Annotated in this window: 14 protein-coding genes; 6 read left to right on the top strand and 8 right to left on the bottom strand. The window is 63.8% G+C overall.

Annotation, left to right across the window (positions count from 1 at the left end):
* The first annotated feature begins 21 nt into the window (after positions 1-21).
* Positions 22-1,692, top strand: coding sequence for a formate--tetrahydrofolate ligase (locus AAC023_RS04585; protein WP_339738594.1), 1,671 nt, complete (start codon positions 22-24; stop codon positions 1,690-1,692).
* Here AAC023_RS04585 and AAC023_RS04580 read toward each other — a convergent pair.
* Positions 1,689-3,587, bottom strand: a complete 1,899-nt coding sequence (locus AAC023_RS04580) for an ABC transporter transmembrane domain-containing protein (protein ID WP_339738592.1) — start codon at positions 3,585-3,587, stop codon at positions 1,689-1,691. The two genes, AAC023_RS04585 and AAC023_RS04580, sit on opposite strands and share 4 nt — an antisense overlap.
* A 93-nt stretch (positions 3,588-3,680) precedes the next feature.
* Entirely contained in the window at positions 3,681-4,346 is a 666-nt protein-coding gene (locus AAC023_RS04575; protein ID WP_339738590.1) for a class I SAM-dependent methyltransferase, read from the bottom strand.
* Positions 4,347-4,463: 117 nt separating this feature from the next.
* On the opposite strand from AAC023_RS04575, the gene AAC023_RS04570 reads away from it, so the two are divergent.
* The 3 genes from AAC023_RS04570 (at position 4,464) to AAC023_RS04560 (ending at position 7,745) form a co-directional block, all read left to right on the top strand.
* The gene (locus AAC023_RS04570; RefSeq protein WP_339738588.1) at positions 4,464-5,363 is read left to right on the top strand and encodes a LysR family transcriptional regulator; all 900 of its coding nucleotides are present in this window, start codon (positions 4,464-4,466) and stop codon (positions 5,361-5,363) included.
* Between the two features lie 156 nt (positions 5,364-5,519).
* The gene (locus tag AAC023_RS04565; RefSeq protein WP_339738586.1) at positions 5,520-6,155 is read left to right on the top strand and encodes a peroxiredoxin; all 636 of its coding nucleotides are present in this window, start codon (positions 5,520-5,522) and stop codon (positions 6,153-6,155) included.
* 1,119 nt (positions 6,156-7,274) lie between these two features.
* The gene (locus AAC023_RS04560; protein WP_339738584.1) at positions 7,275-7,745 is read left to right on the top strand and encodes a hypothetical protein; all 471 of its coding nucleotides are present in this window, start codon (positions 7,275-7,277) and stop codon (positions 7,743-7,745) included.
* Between the two features lie 5 nt (positions 7,746-7,750).
* On the opposite strand, the gene AAC023_RS04555 is transcribed toward AAC023_RS04560, so the two are convergent.
* Genes AAC023_RS04555 through AAC023_RS04545 form a run of 3 tightly spaced genes read right to left on the bottom strand, consistent with a single transcriptional unit; the run spans position 7,751 to position 12,427 of the window.
* The gene (locus tag AAC023_RS04555; protein WP_339738582.1) at positions 7,751-8,803 is read right to left on the bottom strand and encodes a 2-oxoacid:ferredoxin oxidoreductase subunit beta; all 1,053 of its coding nucleotides are present in this window, start codon (positions 8,801-8,803) and stop codon (positions 7,751-7,753) included.
* Position 8,804: 1 nt separating this feature from the next.
* Positions 8,805-10,634 carry a 2-oxoacid:acceptor oxidoreductase subunit alpha gene (locus AAC023_RS04550; protein WP_339738580.1) on the bottom strand — a complete coding sequence of 610 codons (1,830 nt, stop codon included), beginning with the start codon at positions 10,632-10,634 and terminating at the stop codon, positions 8,805-8,807.
* Positions 10,631-12,427 carry an FAD-dependent oxidoreductase gene (locus AAC023_RS04545; RefSeq protein WP_339738578.1) on the bottom strand — a complete coding sequence of 599 codons (1,797 nt, stop codon included), beginning with the start codon at positions 12,425-12,427 and terminating at the stop codon, positions 10,631-10,633. Before AAC023_RS04545 ends, AAC023_RS04550 begins: the two co-directional genes overlap by 4 nt.
* 286 nt (positions 12,428-12,713) lie before the next feature.
* Between AAC023_RS04545 and AAC023_RS04540 the strand changes: the two genes are divergently transcribed.
* The gene (locus AAC023_RS04540; protein ID WP_339738576.1) at positions 12,714-13,994 is read left to right on the top strand and encodes an ATP-grasp domain-containing protein; all 1,281 of its coding nucleotides are present in this window, start codon (positions 12,714-12,716) and stop codon (positions 13,992-13,994) included.
* Positions 13,994-14,698 (top strand): gamma-glutamyl-gamma-aminobutyrate hydrolase family protein, encoded by a 705-nt coding sequence (locus AAC023_RS04535; protein WP_339738574.1) that lies wholly within the window; start codon positions 13,994-13,996, stop codon positions 14,696-14,698. Before AAC023_RS04540 ends, AAC023_RS04535 begins: the two co-directional genes overlap by 1 nt.
* Before the next feature lie 51 nt (positions 14,699-14,749).
* Here the strand turns inward: AAC023_RS04535 and AAC023_RS04530 are convergent, their stop codons facing one another.
* The 3 genes from AAC023_RS04530 to AAC023_RS04520 form a co-directional block, all read right to left on the bottom strand.
* A complete protein-coding gene (locus AAC023_RS04530) occupies positions 14,750-15,325 on the bottom strand; it encodes a YdeI/OmpD-associated family protein (protein ID WP_339738572.1) in 576 nt (191 codons plus the stop codon).
* Positions 15,326-15,428: 103 nt separating this feature from the next.
* The gene (locus AAC023_RS04525) at positions 15,429-15,794 is read right to left on the bottom strand and encodes a VOC family protein (RefSeq protein WP_339738570.1); all 366 of its coding nucleotides are present in this window, start codon (positions 15,792-15,794) and stop codon (positions 15,429-15,431) included.
* 229 nt (positions 15,795-16,023) lie between these two features.
* Positions 16,024-16,863, bottom strand: an 840-nt coding sequence (locus AAC023_RS04520) for a LysR substrate-binding domain-containing protein (protein WP_339738568.1), incomplete at its 5' end; no start/stop codon positions are given.

The raw sequence follows: 16,863 nt of genomic DNA, 5'->3' as shown, positions 1-16,863 counted from the left end.
AGACCGGATCGGATTGCCCTGATGACCACCGATATTGAACTCGCCCGCGCCGCAACCCTCTTGCCGATCACCGAGGTCGCTGCCCGGCTCGACATCCCCGCCGATGCCATTGCCCAGTATGGCACCGACAAGGCCAAGCTGACGGCGCCCTTCCTCGCCAGTCTGGAGAACAAGCCGGACGGGCATCTCATCCTGGTCACGGCGATCAATCCGACCCCGGCCGGCGAGGGCAAGACCACGACCACGGTCGGCCTCGGCGATGCCCTCAACCGGATCGGCAAGAAGGCCGCGATCTGTATTCGCGAACCCTCACTGGGTCCGTGTTTCGGGATGAAGGGCGGCGCGGCCGGCGGCGGCCATGCCCAGGTCGTGCCGATGGAGGACATCAACCTCCATTTCACCGGCGATTTCCACGCCATCACCTCGGCGCATAATCTGCTCTCGGCGATGATCGACAATCACATCTATTGGGGCAATGCGCTGGAGATTGACCAGCGCCGTATCGTCTGGCGCCGCGTGGTGGACATGAATGACCGCGCCCTGCGCCAGATCACCACCTCGCTCGGCGGCGTTGCCAATGGCTTTCCCGGCGAGAGCGGTTTCGACATCACCGTCGCGTCGGAAGTGATGGCCATTCTGTGCCTGGCCACAGATCTGGCCGACCTGCAACGCCGGCTCGGCGAGATCATTGTCGCCTATCGCCGCGACAAGACCGCCATCACCTGCCGCGATATCAAGGCGGACGGTGCGATGACCGTGCTGCTGAAGACCGCGATGCAGCCCAATCTCGTCCAGACGCTGGAGAATAATCCCGCCTTTATCCATGGCGGTCCCTTCGCCAATATCGCCCATGGCTGCAACTCCGTGATCGCGACGAAATCGGCGCTCAAGCTGGCGGACTATGTCGTCACCGAAGCCGGGTTCGGTGCCGATCTGGGAGCCGAGAAATTCTTCGACATCAAGTGCCGAAAGGCCGGACTCAAACCGGCCGCCGTCGTGCTCGTCGCCACCATCCGGGCGCTGAAGATGAATGGCGGCGTCGCGAAAGCCGATCTCGGCGCGGAGAATGTCGAGGCCGTCCGCGAGGGCTGCGCCAATCTCGGCCGGCATCTGGAAAACCTCGCCAAGTTCGGCGTGCCGGCTGTCGTGGCGATCAATCATTTCACCGCCGACACCCCGGCCGAGATCGAAACCGTCAAGGCCTATGTCGCCCGGCTCGGCCGCAAGGCTGTGGTTTGCCGCCACTGGGCTGATGGCGGCGCCGGCGCCGGGGACCTGGCCGCGAAAGTGGTCGAACTCGTCGAGGGCGGGATCGCCGATTTCAAGCCGCTCTATCCCGATGCGCGGCCGCTGTTCGAAAAGATCGAGACCGTCGCCCGCGAGATCTATCGCGCCGACGGCGTCACCGCGGACAAGGCTGTGCGCGACCAGCTCGGTGCCTGGGAGGCGGCCGGTTTCGGGGATTTGCCGGTCTGCATGGCCAAGACGCAGTACAGCTTCACCACTGATCCGGAACGGCGCGGTGCGCCCGATGGGCATATGCTGGAAATCCGCGAGGTCCGCCTCGCTGCCGGCGCCGGTTTCATCGTCGTCATCTGCGGTCAGATCATGACCATGCCCGGCCTGCCGCGGATACCCTCGGCCGAGAATATCGGACTGGATGATGCGGGCAATGTGGTCGGCCTGTTCTAGGCGGAGGCGCTGACCTCATCCGCATCCGGCACGGTGAATTGCAGCTCGATATAGCGGGCATACAGCCCGCCGCGGGCGAGCAATTCGGTATGCGTGCCCTGGTCCACAATACGGCCGCCCTCAAGCACGACGATGAAATCGGCCTTGCGCACGGTCGCCAGACGGTGGGCGATGACCAGTGTGGTGCGGTTGCGCGACAGGGTCTCGAACGCGGTCTGGATCACCGCCTCGCTTTCGGAATCGAGCGCACTGGTGGCCTCGTCGAGCAGCAGGACAGGGGCATCGCGCAGAATGGCGCGGGCAATCGCCAGGCGCTGGCGCTGGCCGCCCGAAAGCGTGCGGGCATTCTCGCCAAGCTGGGTCTGGTAGCCGTCCGGCAGGGCCATGATGAATTCATCGGCATTGGCCGCCTTGGCCGCGTCGATCACCTCTTCCAGCGAGGCACCGGAACGCCCGAAGCGGATATTGTCGGCAACGCTGCCGCCAAACAGCGGCGCATTCTGCTGCACGATGGAGAGGGCATTGCGCAGCTCGGTCGGGTCGAGCCGGCTGATATCGACGCCGTCGACGGTGAGACGGCCCGAAGCCGGATCATAGAGCCGCAGCAAAAGCTGGAACATGGTGCTCTTGCCGGCACCGGACGGACCCACCAGGGCCACGGTCTGGCCCGGCTCGACCTTCAGGCTGATCCCCTCCAGCGCCAGCGCGTCGGGGCGCGTCGGATAGGCGAAGGAGACATCCTCGAAAGCGATCTCGCCGCGCACCGGCTTGGCGAGATGCTCGGGCGTTTCGGGCACATCGATATCGGGTTTGGCGGCGAGCAATTCCATCAGGCGCTCGGTGGCACCGGCGGCGCGCATCACTTCGGTATAGGTCTCGGTCAACATGCCGACACCGGAGACGGCGACGAAGGCATACATGACGAATTGCGTCATCGCGCCGGGCGTGATGCTGCCGGCCTGGACCTGGACCGCGCCGAACCACAAGACCGCGATCAGGCCCGACAGGATTACCGTGAAGATGATCGCCGTCATCCAGGCCCGCACCTCGATACGGGCGAGCGAAACCTTGAACGTGGTCTCGACCGCATCGGCAAAACGCGACCTTTCCTCGGGTTCGCGGGTGAAGGCCTGGACCGTCTCGATCGCCTGCAGGCTCTCGCTGGCGCGGGCCGAGGCGTCGGCGAGATTATCCTGACTGGAGCGCGACAGGCGTTGCACCCGGCGGCCGAACAGCATGATCGGCCCGAGAATCACCGGGCCGAGCGCCAGCACCATCAGGGCGAGCTGCCAGTTGACGACGACCATCAGGATCAGCGCCCCGGTCGTGGTCGCCACAGTGCGCAGGGCGACAGAGACGGAGGAGCCGACCACGGTCTGGATCAGCGTCGTGTCGGTGGTCAGCCGCGAGAGGACTTCGCCGGTGCGGGTGCTGGCATAGAAGGTCGGGCTGAGCGAAAGCAGGTGATCGAAGACATTGCGGCGCAGATCGGCGACAACGCGCTCACCGAGCCGGCTGATGAAATAGAAACGCATTGCGCTGGCCAGGCCGAGCAAGGCAGCAACACCGATCCCGGCGAGGAAATAGGCCGACAGGCCATCGCCGATGGAGAAGGCGCTGCACAGGGCCGAATCCGAGGCGCCGCCAAAGCCGCAATCGACCACCATGCGAAAGGCGCCGGGCAGGATCAGCGTCAGGCTCGAGGCGAGGACGAGGAACAGGGTGAAGGCCGCCAGCAGACCGGGATAGGCGAGCACATAGGGCAGGAGCCGGCGCAGCGGCCGGGCGCTGCGGGCTTTTTCGCGATGGGCGGCATCGCGTTCAAGCTCGGAGGCGAAGCTGGAGCCCCGGTCAGTATCGGCGCGATGTTCGGCGGTTTGCGGGGTCTCGGCCAAGGGGATCTCCGGTCTCGTAGCGGGGGCGCATCAATAAGACCCCTGCATATAGGATGTTCGGCGCGCGCTTGCACCGGTCGATACCGTGCGCGATCAGTTGGCCGGCTTGCGGGCGACAATGAAGACCGCGACCGCCTTGTCCGGGCGCCATTGATGCTCGAGTTCAAACCCGGCCTGACGCAGGCTCTCCGCCAGCTGGACCGCCGTGAAAACCCGCAGCATCGGGAACAGGCCGAGGGCGCGTCCGATCGGTGCGATCAGGCTGAAAAACCACATTTTCTCACCCAGGCAGGCCGTCGAGGAGACGAACACGCCGCCGGGCTTGAGCAGGGTATGGACGCGGGCGATCGCGGCGTCCCGGTCCGCCAGCAAATGCAGAATGCTCAGTCCGAGCACAACGTCGAAACGGCCCGGCGCGGCATCGATATCCTCGAAGCCGACGCGTTCAAAACTGATATTCTCCACCCCGGCCTCAACGGCACGGCCACGGGCAATCTCGAGCATTTCGCCGGACAGGTCGGTGGCGTGGATATGTTTGACATACGGTGCATGGCTGACCGCCGTCATGCCCGTGCCGCAGCCAAATTCGAGCACATCCGATTGCTCAGTGAAATGCTGGCGCGTGATCTCGAGCTTTGTCTGATAGGCGGCCTCATCGCTGATCGGATCATTGGCATATTTCTGCGCCAGACGGTCCCAGAAGCGTTGGTCCTTGTCCGGCTTGCTTGAATCATCGGGCTTGCTTGAATCACTGGGCATCGAACATCCTCTCCTGCGCCGCCGGGACGCGGTGGCTGATCTCGTGATCCACAGGTTTATCCATACACAAACAGAAGGTATATTGCCCAATCATGCGGTTCTGGTATACGCAAATGGATGAACTGGCCCGCTATCGCCTTTGACTGGAATCAGATCCGCGCCTTTCTTGCCACCGTCGAGGAGGGCTCGTTTTCCGCTGCCGCCCGCGCACTGGGCCAGACCCAGCCGACCCTGAGCCGCCAGATTTCCGCCCTCGAGGACGCGCTCGGCATCACCCTGTTCGAGCGCGGCCATCGCACCATGGCGCTGACCGAGCCGGGCCGCGCCCTGCTGGAGCCCGTGCGGGCCATGGCCGAGGCCGCGACGCAGATCTCGCTGACCGCGTCAGGCCAATCGCTGACGATTGCCGGCCGGGTCACCCTGACCGCGACCAATAATATGGCGACGCAATACCTGCCCCCCATCCTGGCCAAGCTGCGCCAGATCGCACCGGAGATCGAGCTGGAGATCATCGCCTCCAATGAAGTGCGTGACCTGACCCGCCGCGAGGCCGATATCTCGATCCGTCATGCCCGCCCCGAACAGCCCGAACTGATCGGCAAACTCCTGCGCGAGACCCGGGCCTATTTCTACGCCAGCACCGCATTCCTCGACCGGCATGGCCGCCCGAAATCCGCCGGTGAGCTGACGCGCTATGATTTCATCGGCTTTGACCAGAATGAGCGCTTCCTGCCCTATCTCAATGAGCTCGGTCTCTCGCTCACCCTGCGCAATTTCAAACTCAATACGGGCAGTGGCAGTGTGCTGGTGGAATTGATCCGCCAGGGGCTCGGTATCGGGATGCTGACCGAGGACATGGCCCGCCTCTATCCCGAACTCGAACGCGCCCTGCCCGGCCTGCGGCCCATCCCCGTCCCGGTCTGGCTGGTCACCCACCGCGAACTGCATACCAGCCGCCGGATCCGGCTGGTGTTCGATCTGCTGGCGCAGGAACTGGCCTGGCCGGAGCCGGCCTGATCGGCACAAAAACGGGCGATTGCCGGCGCGGCGGGCACAATCAATTTGATAAGTCCGCCCCCCAACCCTATCTAGACATTATGGCCAGCGGCACGAGGCGCTGCGCCGGGATATTCAACCGCCGCCAAGCCATTGGCGCCCGCACAGGAGACTGACATGTCACTCAGGATTGGCGATACCGCCCCCGATTTTACCATTGCGACCACCAAGGGCGAGATCAGCCTGCATGACTGGGCCGGCGATAGCTGGGTTTTCTTCTTCAGCCATCCGGCCGATTTCACCCCGGTCTGCACCACGGAAATGGGCCGCACCTCCCAGCTCGCCGCCGAATTCGCCAAGCGCAATACCAAGCCGCTCGGCCTGTCGACCGACACCGTCGCCGAACACGTCAAATGGATTGACGACGTCAACGACACCCAGAACACCGATCTGCAATTCCCGATCGTCGCCGATGCCGGTCACAAGGTCGCCCAGACCTATGACATGATCCATCCCGGCGAGAGCACCACGGCTGCCGTGCGCTCGGTCTTCATCATCGACCCGGCCAAGAAAATCCGCCTGACGATGACCTATCCGATGAGTGTCGGCCGCAATTTCGATGAAATCCTGCGCGTCATCGACGCGCTGCAGACCGGCGATAAATACAAGATCGCCACGCCCGCCGACTGGACCCCGGGCGACCAGGTCATCATCCCGCCCTCGATCTCCAACGAGGCCGCCAAGGACCTCTTCCCGCAGGGCTGGAAAGAAGTGCGCTCCTATCTGCGCCTGACCGACGTGCCCAAGGGCTGATTGCCCGGCAAGACGGGGCGGAGGCGATGCGCTTCCGCCCCGATGGCTGCGCTTCATCTCTGCATCTGCTGACTTCCTCCGGACCTGTTCCGGGGGAAGTTTGTTTTTGAGCCTGGAGCAGGCAGCACCCGCACGAAAATCCCCACGCGGCTGGCCGCTGGAGGTTTGAGTGGGCCTCCCGGGATGGGAGGGTGCGGGACGCGGCGAATGCCGGTTAGCGCAATAAGTAAGTGAGACATTCGAAACGTCCCGCACGTGGAGATTTACTCAGGTCCCTCGCGGGCCCTGCCTCGAAATGACCGTGGACGAACAGTCGAGCATTCATGCTGCCCTTCCCCGGTCATGGCCTCACCAGAGCTCGGGATGTCACCCCTCTGCCCGGACGAGCTCCACGCTCCCGGCCGCCGCGAATGACTGAGCTCACGCCTCCCGTGCGACCGGAACGCTGTGAGCATAGGCGCAGGTGGAGGGGGCGGGGATAACATCGGCTAAATTCGTCATCCTGACGCAAGTCAGGACCTCGATATTGCGGGCTCCGACCCTGTCACGTCGAGGTCCTGACTTACGTCAGGATGACGTGGGATAATTGTCGGCGGTGGGGGATAAGTGAGTGGCAACGCGGCCACCACAACGCCAAACAACTCAAATTTTGTCATCCCGGACGGATGCCCCGCGCAGGCGGGGCGCAGATCCGGGACCCAGACGCACCACGGTCAGTCGAGTGAGGCCGGACGGACGCGGCAAAGGCCATCTGTCGGGCGTCTGGGTCCCTGATCTGCGCCCGGATCGCTATCGCGTCCGGGCATCCGTCAGGGATGACAAATATTTGTGGTTATGGGTGAAAACGGATGCCCCAGCGCGCGCCAGGCGCCGCCATAAACCTCATGCCGGGATCTCGCCACCGGGGTTGAGCGCCGTCAAGGCGCATGCGCGCAAAGCGGCGCCAAAGGCGGCCTTGACGACGCTGAACACCGGTGGCCCACTGGCTGGCAAGGGATTTATGGGATGGTGTTGGCGAGAATAGGCACAAGGTCTCTAGAACACGTCAGTGCCCCCTTCTGGCCAGTCATCGCTATCCACCCACACAAAGCCATGGCACCCAATACGAAGGAATGAGGCATGAACGAACGGATCATTGACACCGACACATCTCCGGGAAGCACCCAAGAATACACCGTCGAAACTGAGGCGTTTTACAATTCCCAACGTCTGCAGTTCGCGGGACTCTTCGTCACAAGCGCCATGCTCTATTCGGGCGGTGCGCTCGCCACGATCATTGGAATTTACGGCGAGGCGCTCGCCGGTACTGAGGGGAGCGCGGCGCTCCGTGCGGCGATCGACATCGTACAGCTGAGGCTGTCTATGGTCCAACTGATCGCCGCCGCAATATCGGTCATCGGTGTCGCGGGGTTTTCATCTCTCTCCATCGCAATGTGGGACTACAGCCACACAAGACGTACTCGTTGGCAGCGGTTCGTTGCTCGAGCCGGCGACTTCATGTCTTGGTCATCTTTCGCGTTTGGTTTTATAGGCTTCGGGCTTCTAATTTGCGGGTCTTTGACTGCCTTGAGCGCAATCGCGAGCGTCTGACCCCCCTACCGCCACCGACCCTGCAATTTCGCCAGCGCCGCCTTGCCCGGCGTCAACGCCTCATACGGAACCGCATTCAGCGGTGTCTTCGGCAAATGGTTGGCAGCGTGCATATCCGGCAGATCCTCACTCACATAGAGCAGGCCGGTGCGGATCTCGCCGCTGCGGTCGCCGAGCAATAGCGTCTCGATGGCCTGGGCGCGGTCGCGCGGGTCGTAATCGTCGGCGGTCTTGCGCAGTTTGAGGATGCCGCCATCATGCATGGTGACGGTGATGGCGCCGCCCTGGCTGGTGTCGGCGGTGATTTCCTCGGCTTCGGCGACGAAATCGGTGTGGACCAGCGGGTGGTAGTATTTGAAGGTGTGGGCATAGCTCTTGGTCGAGCCGGCATGGTCGTTGAAGGTGACGCAGGGCGAGATGACGTCGATCAGGGCGAAGCCCTTGTGCATCAGGCCGGCCTGGATCAGCGGCACCAGCTGGGACTTGTCGCCGGAGAAGGCGCGCGCGACGAAGCCGGCGCCGAGCGTGAGGGCCTGGACGCAGGGATCGATCGGCGATTGCTCGTTGGCAATGCCCTTCTTGGACTTGGTGCCGATATCGGCCGAGGCCGAGAACTGACCTTTGGTGAGGCCATAGACGCCATTATTCTCCAGCACATAGAGCATGTTGAGATTGCGGCGGATTGCGTGGGCGAACTGGCCGAAACCGATCGAGAGACTGTCTCCATCGCCGGAGATGCCGATATAGTGGAGATCGCCATTGACGGCATTGGCGCCGGTCGCGACCGAGGGCATGCGGCCATGGACGCAATTGATGCCGTGGGACTGGCCCATGAAATAGGCCGTGGTCTTGGACGAACAGCCAATACCGGAGACCTTGGCGGCGCTGTGCGGCGGCAGGTCGAGCTGCCAGAATGCCTGGACCAGGGCGGCGGTGACCGAGTCATGGCCACAGCCGGCGCACAGGGTCGACATCGAGCCTTCATAATCGCGCACCGTCAGGCCGAGCTTGTTGCGCGGCAAATGCTTGTCGATCAGCGGTTTGGACATTGAGGTCATGTCAGGCCTCCTCGGCCACGAGGTGTGCGGTGACGCCCTCGATGATGAAAGCGGGGTTGGCGGCCATGCCGGCATAATCGAGCACGGGAATGAGCTTGGTCTTGTCGACCGAGGTCTCATTGATCAACAGGCCGCGCAGCTGGGCGTCGCGGTTCTGCTCGACGACATAGATCTCGTCATGGCTGTCCATGAAGGCCTCGACCTCGGCGGAGAAGGGGAAGCCGCGCACACGCAGATAATTGAGTTCGATGCCGCGTTCGGCGAGCCGGTCGAGCGCCTCGCGTACGGCACCGTCGCAGCCGCCGAGCGAGATGATAGCGCGGCGGGTCGGCTTGCTCGCCTCGATGATGACCGGGCCGGGCACGGCGTCGGCCGAGTCCTCCCATTTGCGGGTCAGCCGGTCGAGCACTTCCTTGTATTCGGCCGCGTCCTCGGTATAGCCGCCCTTCCAGTTATGGCCCGAACCGCGCGTGAAATAGGCGCCCTTGGGATGCACGCCGGGCACGGTACGATAGGCGATATTGTCGCCATCGCGGTCTTCATAGCGATAATATTTCGGCAAGGCCTCGAGCTCTTCAGCCGAGAGGATCTTGCCGCGATCGGGCTGATAGCTGTCATCCCATTCCAGCTCGGGGATCATCCAGTCATTCATCCCGATATCGAGATCGGTCATGAAGAAGACCGGCGTCTGATAGCGCTCGGCAAGGTCGAAGGACTGCACCGCCATCTCGAAGCATTCGGCCGGATTGGCCGGGAAGAGCATGATATGCTTGGTATCGCCATGGCTGGCATAGGCGCACAGGGTCAGATCGCATTGCTGGGTGCGCGTCGGCAGGCCGGTGGACGGCCCGGCGCGCTGGACGTTGAACAACACCACCGGCACTTCGGAATAATAGGCAAAGCCGATAAACTCGCTCATCAGCGAGATGCCCGGCCCCGAGGTCGGGGTGAAGGCGCGGGCGCCATTCCAGCCGGCCCCGACGGCCATGCCGATCGAGGCGAGCTCGTCCTCGGCCTGGATGATGCAGAAATTCTTCTCGCCGGTCTCCGCATCGGTGCGGAATTTCTCGCAGAAGGATTTGAACCCGTCCATCAGCGAGGTCGAGGGCGTGATCGGATACCAGGCGCCGAAGGTGGCGCCGGCATAGACACAGCCCAGCGCGGCAGCCGTATTGCCGTCGATCAGGACATTGCCCTTGGTCGCATCCATCGCCTGCACGCGCAGTGGCAGCGGCTCGGCATAGGTCTGCCGGACATAATCCAGGCCAAGATTGATCGCCGTCATATTGGCGTCGATCAGCTTGGGCTTGGAGCCGAACATTTCCTCGACCATGGCCTTGATGATGTTGACATCAATCCCGGTCAGGCCGGCGACGGCGCCGACATAGGCCATATTCTTCATCAGCACGCGGGTGCGCGCATTGTCGAATTTGGCATTGCACAGACGCGCCAGCGGCACGCCGATGGCGGTGATATCGGTGCGGGCATGCAGCTCGGGGCGCGGCCAGGTATCGTCATACAGGAGATAGCCGCCCGGCGAGACTTCCGCGAGATCGCGCTTGTAGGTTTCGGCATTCATCGCGACGACGAGATCGGCGGCGCCGGAGCGCGCCATATAGGCGTCTTTCGTGACGCGGATCTCGAACCAGGTCGGCAGGCCCTGGATGTTCGACGGAAAGAGATTCTTGCCGACCACGGGCACGCCCATGCGGAAGATCGCCTTCATCAGAAGACCGTTGGCGCTGGCCGAGCCGGTGCCGTTCACATTGCCGATCTTGATGACAAAATCATTGATGCGGAGATCCGCCATGGTGTCCACAATGTCCTTCATTCTGCCGCCACCCGGCGCGCTTCGTCATCGACATGAGGGATGAGAATATCGCCATCCTGCATGTCCCAGGCGGCCGTCGGGCAGCGCTCGGCGCACAGGCCGCAATGCAGGCAGAGATCCTCGTCCTTGACCATGACGCGGCCGGTATCCTTCAGCGGCGCCGAGACATAGAGCGCCTGGTCGAGATTGTCCGCCGGGGCCTTGAGCCGGGTGCGCAGCTCGCCCTCATCGCCATTCTCGACGATGGAGAGGCAATCGACCGGGCAGATATCGATACAGGCATCGCATTCCTTGCACAGGGGCGGATCGAACACGGTCTGGACATCGCAATTGAGACAGCGCTGCACCTCGGTGTGGATCTGCTCGGCGGTATAGCCCATCTCCACTTCGATCTTGCGATTGCCCAGCCGGGCCTTGAGCTCGACCAGCGGCATCACACCGCGATGGCCGCGCTCGTAATCATTGGAATACATCCACTCATTGACGCCCATCTTGGCGCTGTTGAGATTGACGCCGCGCGGCATGCGCGCCGCCAGATCGGTTTTCTCGCAATGCTTGTGGATCGAGATCGCCGCCTGGTGGCCATGCTCGACGGCCCAGATGATATTCTTGGGACCGAAGGCGCTGTCGCCGCCGAAAAACACGCCGGGAATGGTCGACTGATACGTTGTCGTGTCGACAATGGGCACGCCCCATTTGTCGAATTCCAGCCCGATATCGCGCTCGATCCAGGGGAAGGCGTTTTCCTGGCCGATCGCCAGGATGACATCATCGCAGGGGATGATGGTGGTACCGGTATTGCGCGTCGCGGTGATATTGCCGCGCTGATCGAGATCATACTCCATCAGCTCGAATTCCATGCCGACAAGCTTGCCATTCTCGGTCACGAAGCGCTTGGGCGAATGATTGACGAGGATTTCGACATTCTCGTCCTCGGCGTCTTCCAGCTCCCAGGGCGAGGCCTTGAAGAATTCGCGCGGCTTGCGCGCCATCACCTTGACGTCGTCGGCCCCGAGCCGCAGCGAGGAGCGGCAGCAATCCATCGCCGTATTGCCGACGCCAATGATCAACACCTTTTTGCCGATCTTCTCGATATGCTCGAAAGCGACGCTTTCCAGCCAGTCGATACCGATATGGATATTGGCGTCGGCCTCGTCGCGGCCCTCGATCTGCAGATCCTTGCCCTTGGGGGCGCCGGAGCCGATGAAGATGGCGTCATAACCGCCGGCCAGCATGGCGCGCATGCTCTCGATACGGTGATTGAGCTTCAGATCGACGCCCATATTGAGGATATAGCCGATCTCTTCATCGAGCACTTCTTCCGGCAGGCGGAAGGAGGGAATGTTGGAGATCATCAGCCCGCCGGGGCGGTGCATGGCTTCGAATATCGTGCAGTCATAACCCAGCGGCGCCAGATCATTGGCAACGGTCAGCGAGGCGGGACCCGCCCCGATCAGCGCGATCTTCTTGCCGTTCGTATTCGCTGGCTTCTGCGGCACCAGGTCGGCGACCTCGCCGCGATGATCGGCGGCGACGCGCTTGAGGCGGCAGATCGCGACCGGTTCTTCCTCGACGCGCCCGCGGCGGCAGGCTGGCTCGCACGGTCTGTCGCAGACGCGGCCGAGAATGCCGGGAAACACATTGGAGCGCCGATTGACCATATAGGCCTCGGTGAACTCCCCCTGGGCGATCAGCCGGATATATTCCGGGACCGGGGTATGGGCCGGACAGGCCCACTGACAATCAACAACCTTGTGGAAATAGTCGGGATCGCCGGTATTGGTCGGCTTCATTGCGAGCTTCCCCCCGGGGCAGCGCCCCGTTCATGACTGAGGCCCGATGTCTGGCACCCGCCCCTTATTGGGAGGCATTCTCACATTGTCTTAGCCATTGGGGTCAAGCAGTTTCGCCCTAAATCGGCCCTGCCAAGCGCAGTATGTATGCGGCTGCGACGCGTTCGCATCGAATTGAAAACCGGGCGGCCCGTCGCACAAGGCCGGGATGGTCAGCGGCGTCACTCGTTTCGCCCGCCGAATCCATGCTAGTTTTCCACGTCACCCGGACACACAGGGGCCCGACATGTCAAAGCCGACCATCATCATCACCTATGCCCGCTCCCTGATGGCCCTGACCGTTGGCCAGTCCCTGCGGCCCATCGCCGGCAGGCTGATCGGTGTCGACAGTGTCGAATGGACGGTGCTGGGCTTTTCCAGACTGTGCGACGACAACCGGCGCGTGCCCGATCCCGGCGAGACCCCGGAGGCCTATGTCGAGGCGCTCGTGGAGTTGAGCCGGGAATTCCTTGATGAGGGCCCGGTCCTGATCATGCCGGTGTTCGAGGACGCCTCGCTGCTGGCCAAACACCGCGACCGCTTTGCCGACGGTGTCGTCATCGCGGCCTCACCGGCGGAGGCGATTGACCAGGTCGATCCCAAGGACCGGCTGGCGCATTCGCTGGAGAGCTGGGACGTGCCGGCCCCGGTGACCGACGTGTTCGAGGCGCCGCTCCAGCCGGGCGAGGGCGATTTCCGCAACAGCCCGCCGCTAATCATCAAACCGGCACAGGGCAATGGCGGGCGCGGCGTGTTGATGGTGGAAACCGCCAAGGCGCTGGACCACGAGCTGACCCATCGCAAGGGCACGCAATTGCTGCAGGCGCTCGTGCCCGGCGAGGATTACTGCGTCACGGCGATGGCCGATGGCAAGCATGTCTTCGCCCTTTCCGCCTATCGCAATCTGGAACAATACCCGCCGCATAATGGCGCCGGCGCCCTGCGCGAAACCGTGCTGGCCACCCCGTTCGAGCCCGCCATGCAGCGCCTCGTCGAGGCCTCCGGCTGGACCGGCACTTTGCAGGCTGATTTCCGCTGGACCGGCGCGGCCGATCACGCCCCCGAACTGATCGAGATCAATCCGCGGCTTTGGGCCGGCATCACCCACTCCGTGCATTCCGGGATCGACTATCCGCTCCTGCTCGCCCTGCAGACGCTGGGCGAGCCCCTGCCCGAGCCCGGCAAGCCGCAAATCGGCTATCGCTCCAAACTCCCGCTCGTCTGGCTGGCCGGCCTCACCGGGACCAGCCTGGACGATGCCGAGTATTTCGCCCAGATCGAGGAGAGCTGGCACCGCATGACGCGGTCCGACACCAAGCTGCACGCGCGCATCGCTCATCTCTGGGCCAATATGACCGATTTCGAGACCCTGAAGGATGATATCCATGCCGCCCTCGAACGCGGCGAGCGTGGCAAGCACGCCCAGACCGATATCCGCGCCGACGAGGCCGGCAGTGTCGCGCTGGGCACGCTCTTCATCATCTCGCATCTGCTGCGCCATGGCCGCCTGCCGGCCGAGGTCAAATAATGCCTGACGGTCCTGCGAGATCGCGAAAACCGCTGATCGGCTTCACCGCCGCCACGCGCGGCGATCACGGTGTCGCCTGGCTGTTGCGGCTGGCGATCTTTCTCGGCGGCGGCCGCTCGACCCGGATCACGGCGCCGTTTGAGGACTGGCATGGCGAGCGCCCCGACGGCCTGTTGCTGAGCGGCGGGCTCGATATCCACCCGACCCGCTATGCCGGCGATGAGAGCTTTGAATCCGAGTTCGATCATGACCGCGACCATCTGGAATTCTCCTGGATGGACTGGGCCGACCATGCGCGCATCCCCGCCTTTGGGATTTGCCGCGGCCTGCAAATGCTCAATGTTCATGCCGGCGGCGATCTGCACCAGACGCTCGACCCTGACATCATCGCCTCATGGCCGACCACCGCGATCGAATACATGATCTTTCGCAAGCCGATCCGGATCAAACCGGGCTCGCATCTGGAAGCGGCGACCGGCTGCACCGAACTCGAGGTCAACAGCCTGCACCGCCAGGCCGTGCGCACCCCGGCGCCGGGCTTCACCGTCGTCGCCCATGAACGCGCCAGCGACGGCATCCAGGCGATCGAGGCCAGCGATCCCGCCCTGCGCATGGGCGTGCAATATCACCCCGAACTGTTGCTGCATGACCGCACCGCAAGATCGCTGTTTCGCTATTTCGTGGATCAGTGCCGGGGGAAGTGAGCGGGGCGGGCTGACGCCCGGCCCGACGCATTCTTCCCCGCCCCGACAGGGTCAGTGGAAGGCTTCGCCGCGCGCCAGCCTGTCGATGATTGCCGCGATCCGGTTTTGCCGCGTCTGCGATGTCCGGGCCGTGTGGACGCGATGGTAGATCGCGAACAGATTGGCCTTGTTGAGGGTTTTGAAGAAGACCGCCGCCGCCTCATTGCCGGCCAGGGCCTCAAGGAATTCCGCCGGAATCTCCATCTCCGCCGAGCCGGCATAAGCCACGTCCCAGCGGCCATCCGACCGTGCCGCCTCGACCGCGGCCAGACCGGGCGCTTGCATTCGGCCCGTCGCGATCAGGGTTTCGGCGTGGCCGCAATTCTTCTTCGACCAGCCGGAGCGTTTGGTGCGCGGCGTGAAGCGCTGAAAATAGGCCGTGGCGCCATGCGACTTTTTCAGCCCGTCAATCCAGCCCCAGGCAATCGCCTCGATCACCGCCTCTTCCCATGTCAGCGAGGGAATGCCCGAGGAGCGCTTGAAGATCTTCAGCCATAACTGGGTGGAGCTGGCATGATTGGCCTCCAGCCAGCCGCAGAATTCGGCAGGCGTGGCGAAGCTTTCGGCATTGTCGTGGTCTATGTCCATGGGGATGCCGCATTGCGCTCGGGGTGGGTGTCGCTGACTGGTTATCAGGGATCGGCCGGACAGTGGAAGTGCCGGGCTGACCCGGACCCTGTCCGGAGCCCCCTCACCTCGTGCAGTAAATCAGATATTTGTGCCCATCGAGGTCGCGGAAATACGCCGCATAGAAGTGCGCGCTGCGGCGGCCCGGCGCGCCGGCATCGGCCGCCCCCAGCGCCAGCGCGCGGGCGTGCAGTGCATCGACGGCCTGCGCACTGTCCAGCACCAGACCGATCATCGAGCCATTGCCGACTGTGGCCGGCTGGCCGTCCTCGGGCCGGATGATCGAAATCCCCGGCGCGTCGCCACCCGCCCAGGCGATGAAGCTCTCGCCCTGCATCGTGCGCGCGGCACCGAGCTCGGCCAGCAGGGCATCATAGAAGGCCGCCGCTTCCTCGAAGCGATTGGTGCCGAGCGTGACATAGCCGATCATGGGGTTTCCTGTCTGTGGTTGGCGCTGGAGGGAGGTCTGCCCCGCGACCGGGCGACCGGATTGAAGCATGCCCCCTACCGCCCCACCATACCTCATCTTCCCCCGGAGGAGCGCAGCGAATTCCGGGGCCTGCCACGCGTTGGGAGCCTGGCTGGATTCCCCTCCGGCAGGCCCCGGCACAAGGCCGGGGGAAGAGGGTTTTGTGGGTTTTGAAAACCTGGCAGCCCCCTCACAACTCATCCACCGAACTCTCATGATGCCGCGCCTCGGCCTTCAGCCAGGCAATAAAACTCTGCGCATCCGCGCTGAGCGGCCGGTTCTTCGCGGTGACGACATGATAGGCCGAGCGCACCGGCGAGGCTCCGTCGGCGAAGAGCGCGACCAGCCGCCCGGCGGCGAGGTCGTTCTGGACCAGGGTGCGTTTGGCGAGGGCGACGCCGCGGCCGGCCACGGCGCTGTCGATCACCAGGGCTGACTGGTTGAAGCGCACGCCGCCGGAGACATCGATGCCGCGCACGCGGCGCGCCTTGAGCCAGGAGGCCCAGTCGGCGCCATCGACATCGCTTTCCGGCGAGGCATCGTGCAGCAGGGTGTGGGCGGCGAGATCGCGCGGGCGCACCAGGGGTTTGCCGTCATGCAGCAGATCGGGCGAGCAGACGGGCAGGACTTCCTCGCTCAGCAGGCGTTCCTCATTCAGCGTCATATCGCCGCCCGGGCCATAGCGAATCGCCAGATCGGCGGCGCCGGCGGCGAGATCGACGCGTTCGCTGGCGGCGGAAATCCACACCTCAATGCCCGGATGCGCGTCCTGGAAACGGTGCAGGCGCGGGGCGAGCCATTTGCCGGCGAAGGAGGGCGAGACCGAGACCGTGAGGCTGCGTTTCAGCGCCGGCCGCCGCATCAGCGAGACGGCGCGCTCGAGCAGTTCGAAGGCATCGCTGGCGGTGATGGCGGCAGCGCGGCCGGCCTCGGTCAGGGCGAGGCCGCGGCCCTGGCGCGTGAAGAGCGGCGTGCCGACATGCTCTTCCAGCAGGCGGATCTGCTGGCTGATCGCACCGGGCGTGACGGC

This window comes from uncultured Maricaulis sp., from assembly GCF_963976135.1.
Lineage (GTDB): Bacteria > Pseudomonadota > Alphaproteobacteria > Caulobacterales > Maricaulaceae > Maricaulis.
This window is presented reverse-complemented; position numbering and strand designations above follow the sequence as displayed.

What these genes read in the sequence shown, in the direction of transcription:
- AAC023_RS04585 (WP_339738594.1), top strand. Translation starts at nt 22, where the DNA reads ATGACCACCGATATTGAACTCGCCCGCGCCGCAACCCTCTTGCCGATC.
- AAC023_RS04540 (WP_339738576.1), top strand. Translation starts at nt 12,714, where the DNA reads ATGTCAAAGCCGACCATCATCATCACCTATGCCCGCTCCCTGATGGCC.
- AAC023_RS04550 (WP_339738580.1), bottom strand. Translation starts at nt 10,634, where the DNA reads ATGAAGGACATTGTGGACACCATGGCGGATCTCCGCATCAATGATTTT.
- AAC023_RS04575 (WP_339738590.1), bottom strand. Translation starts at nt 4,346, where the DNA reads ATGCCCAGTGATTCAAGCAAGCCCGATGATTCAAGCAAGCCGGACAAG.
- AAC023_RS04525 (WP_339738570.1), bottom strand. Translation starts at nt 15,794, where the DNA reads ATGATCGGCTATGTCACGCTCGGCACCAATCGCTTCGAGGAAGCGGCG.
- AAC023_RS04530 (WP_339738572.1), bottom strand. Translation starts at nt 15,325, where the DNA reads ATGGACATAGACCACGACAATGCCGAAAGCTTCGCCACGCCTGCCGAA.
- AAC023_RS04565 (WP_339738586.1), top strand. Translation starts at nt 5,520, where the DNA reads ATGTCACTCAGGATTGGCGATACCGCCCCCGATTTTACCATTGCGACC.
- AAC023_RS04545 (WP_339738578.1), bottom strand. Translation starts at nt 12,427, where the DNA reads ATGAAGCCGACCAATACCGGCGATCCCGACTATTTCCACAAGGTTGTT.
- AAC023_RS04570 (WP_339738588.1), top strand. Translation starts at nt 4,464, where the DNA reads ATGAACTGGCCCGCTATCGCCTTTGACTGGAATCAGATCCGCGCCTTT.
- AAC023_RS04555 (WP_339738582.1), bottom strand. Translation starts at nt 8,803, where the DNA reads ATGACCTCAATGTCCAAACCGCTGATCGACAAGCATTTGCCGCGCAAC.
- AAC023_RS04560 (WP_339738584.1), top strand. Translation starts at nt 7,275, where the DNA reads ATGAACGAACGGATCATTGACACCGACACATCTCCGGGAAGCACCCAA.
- AAC023_RS04535 (WP_339738574.1), top strand. Translation starts at nt 13,994, where the DNA reads ATGCCTGACGGTCCTGCGAGATCGCGAAAACCGCTGATCGGCTTCACC.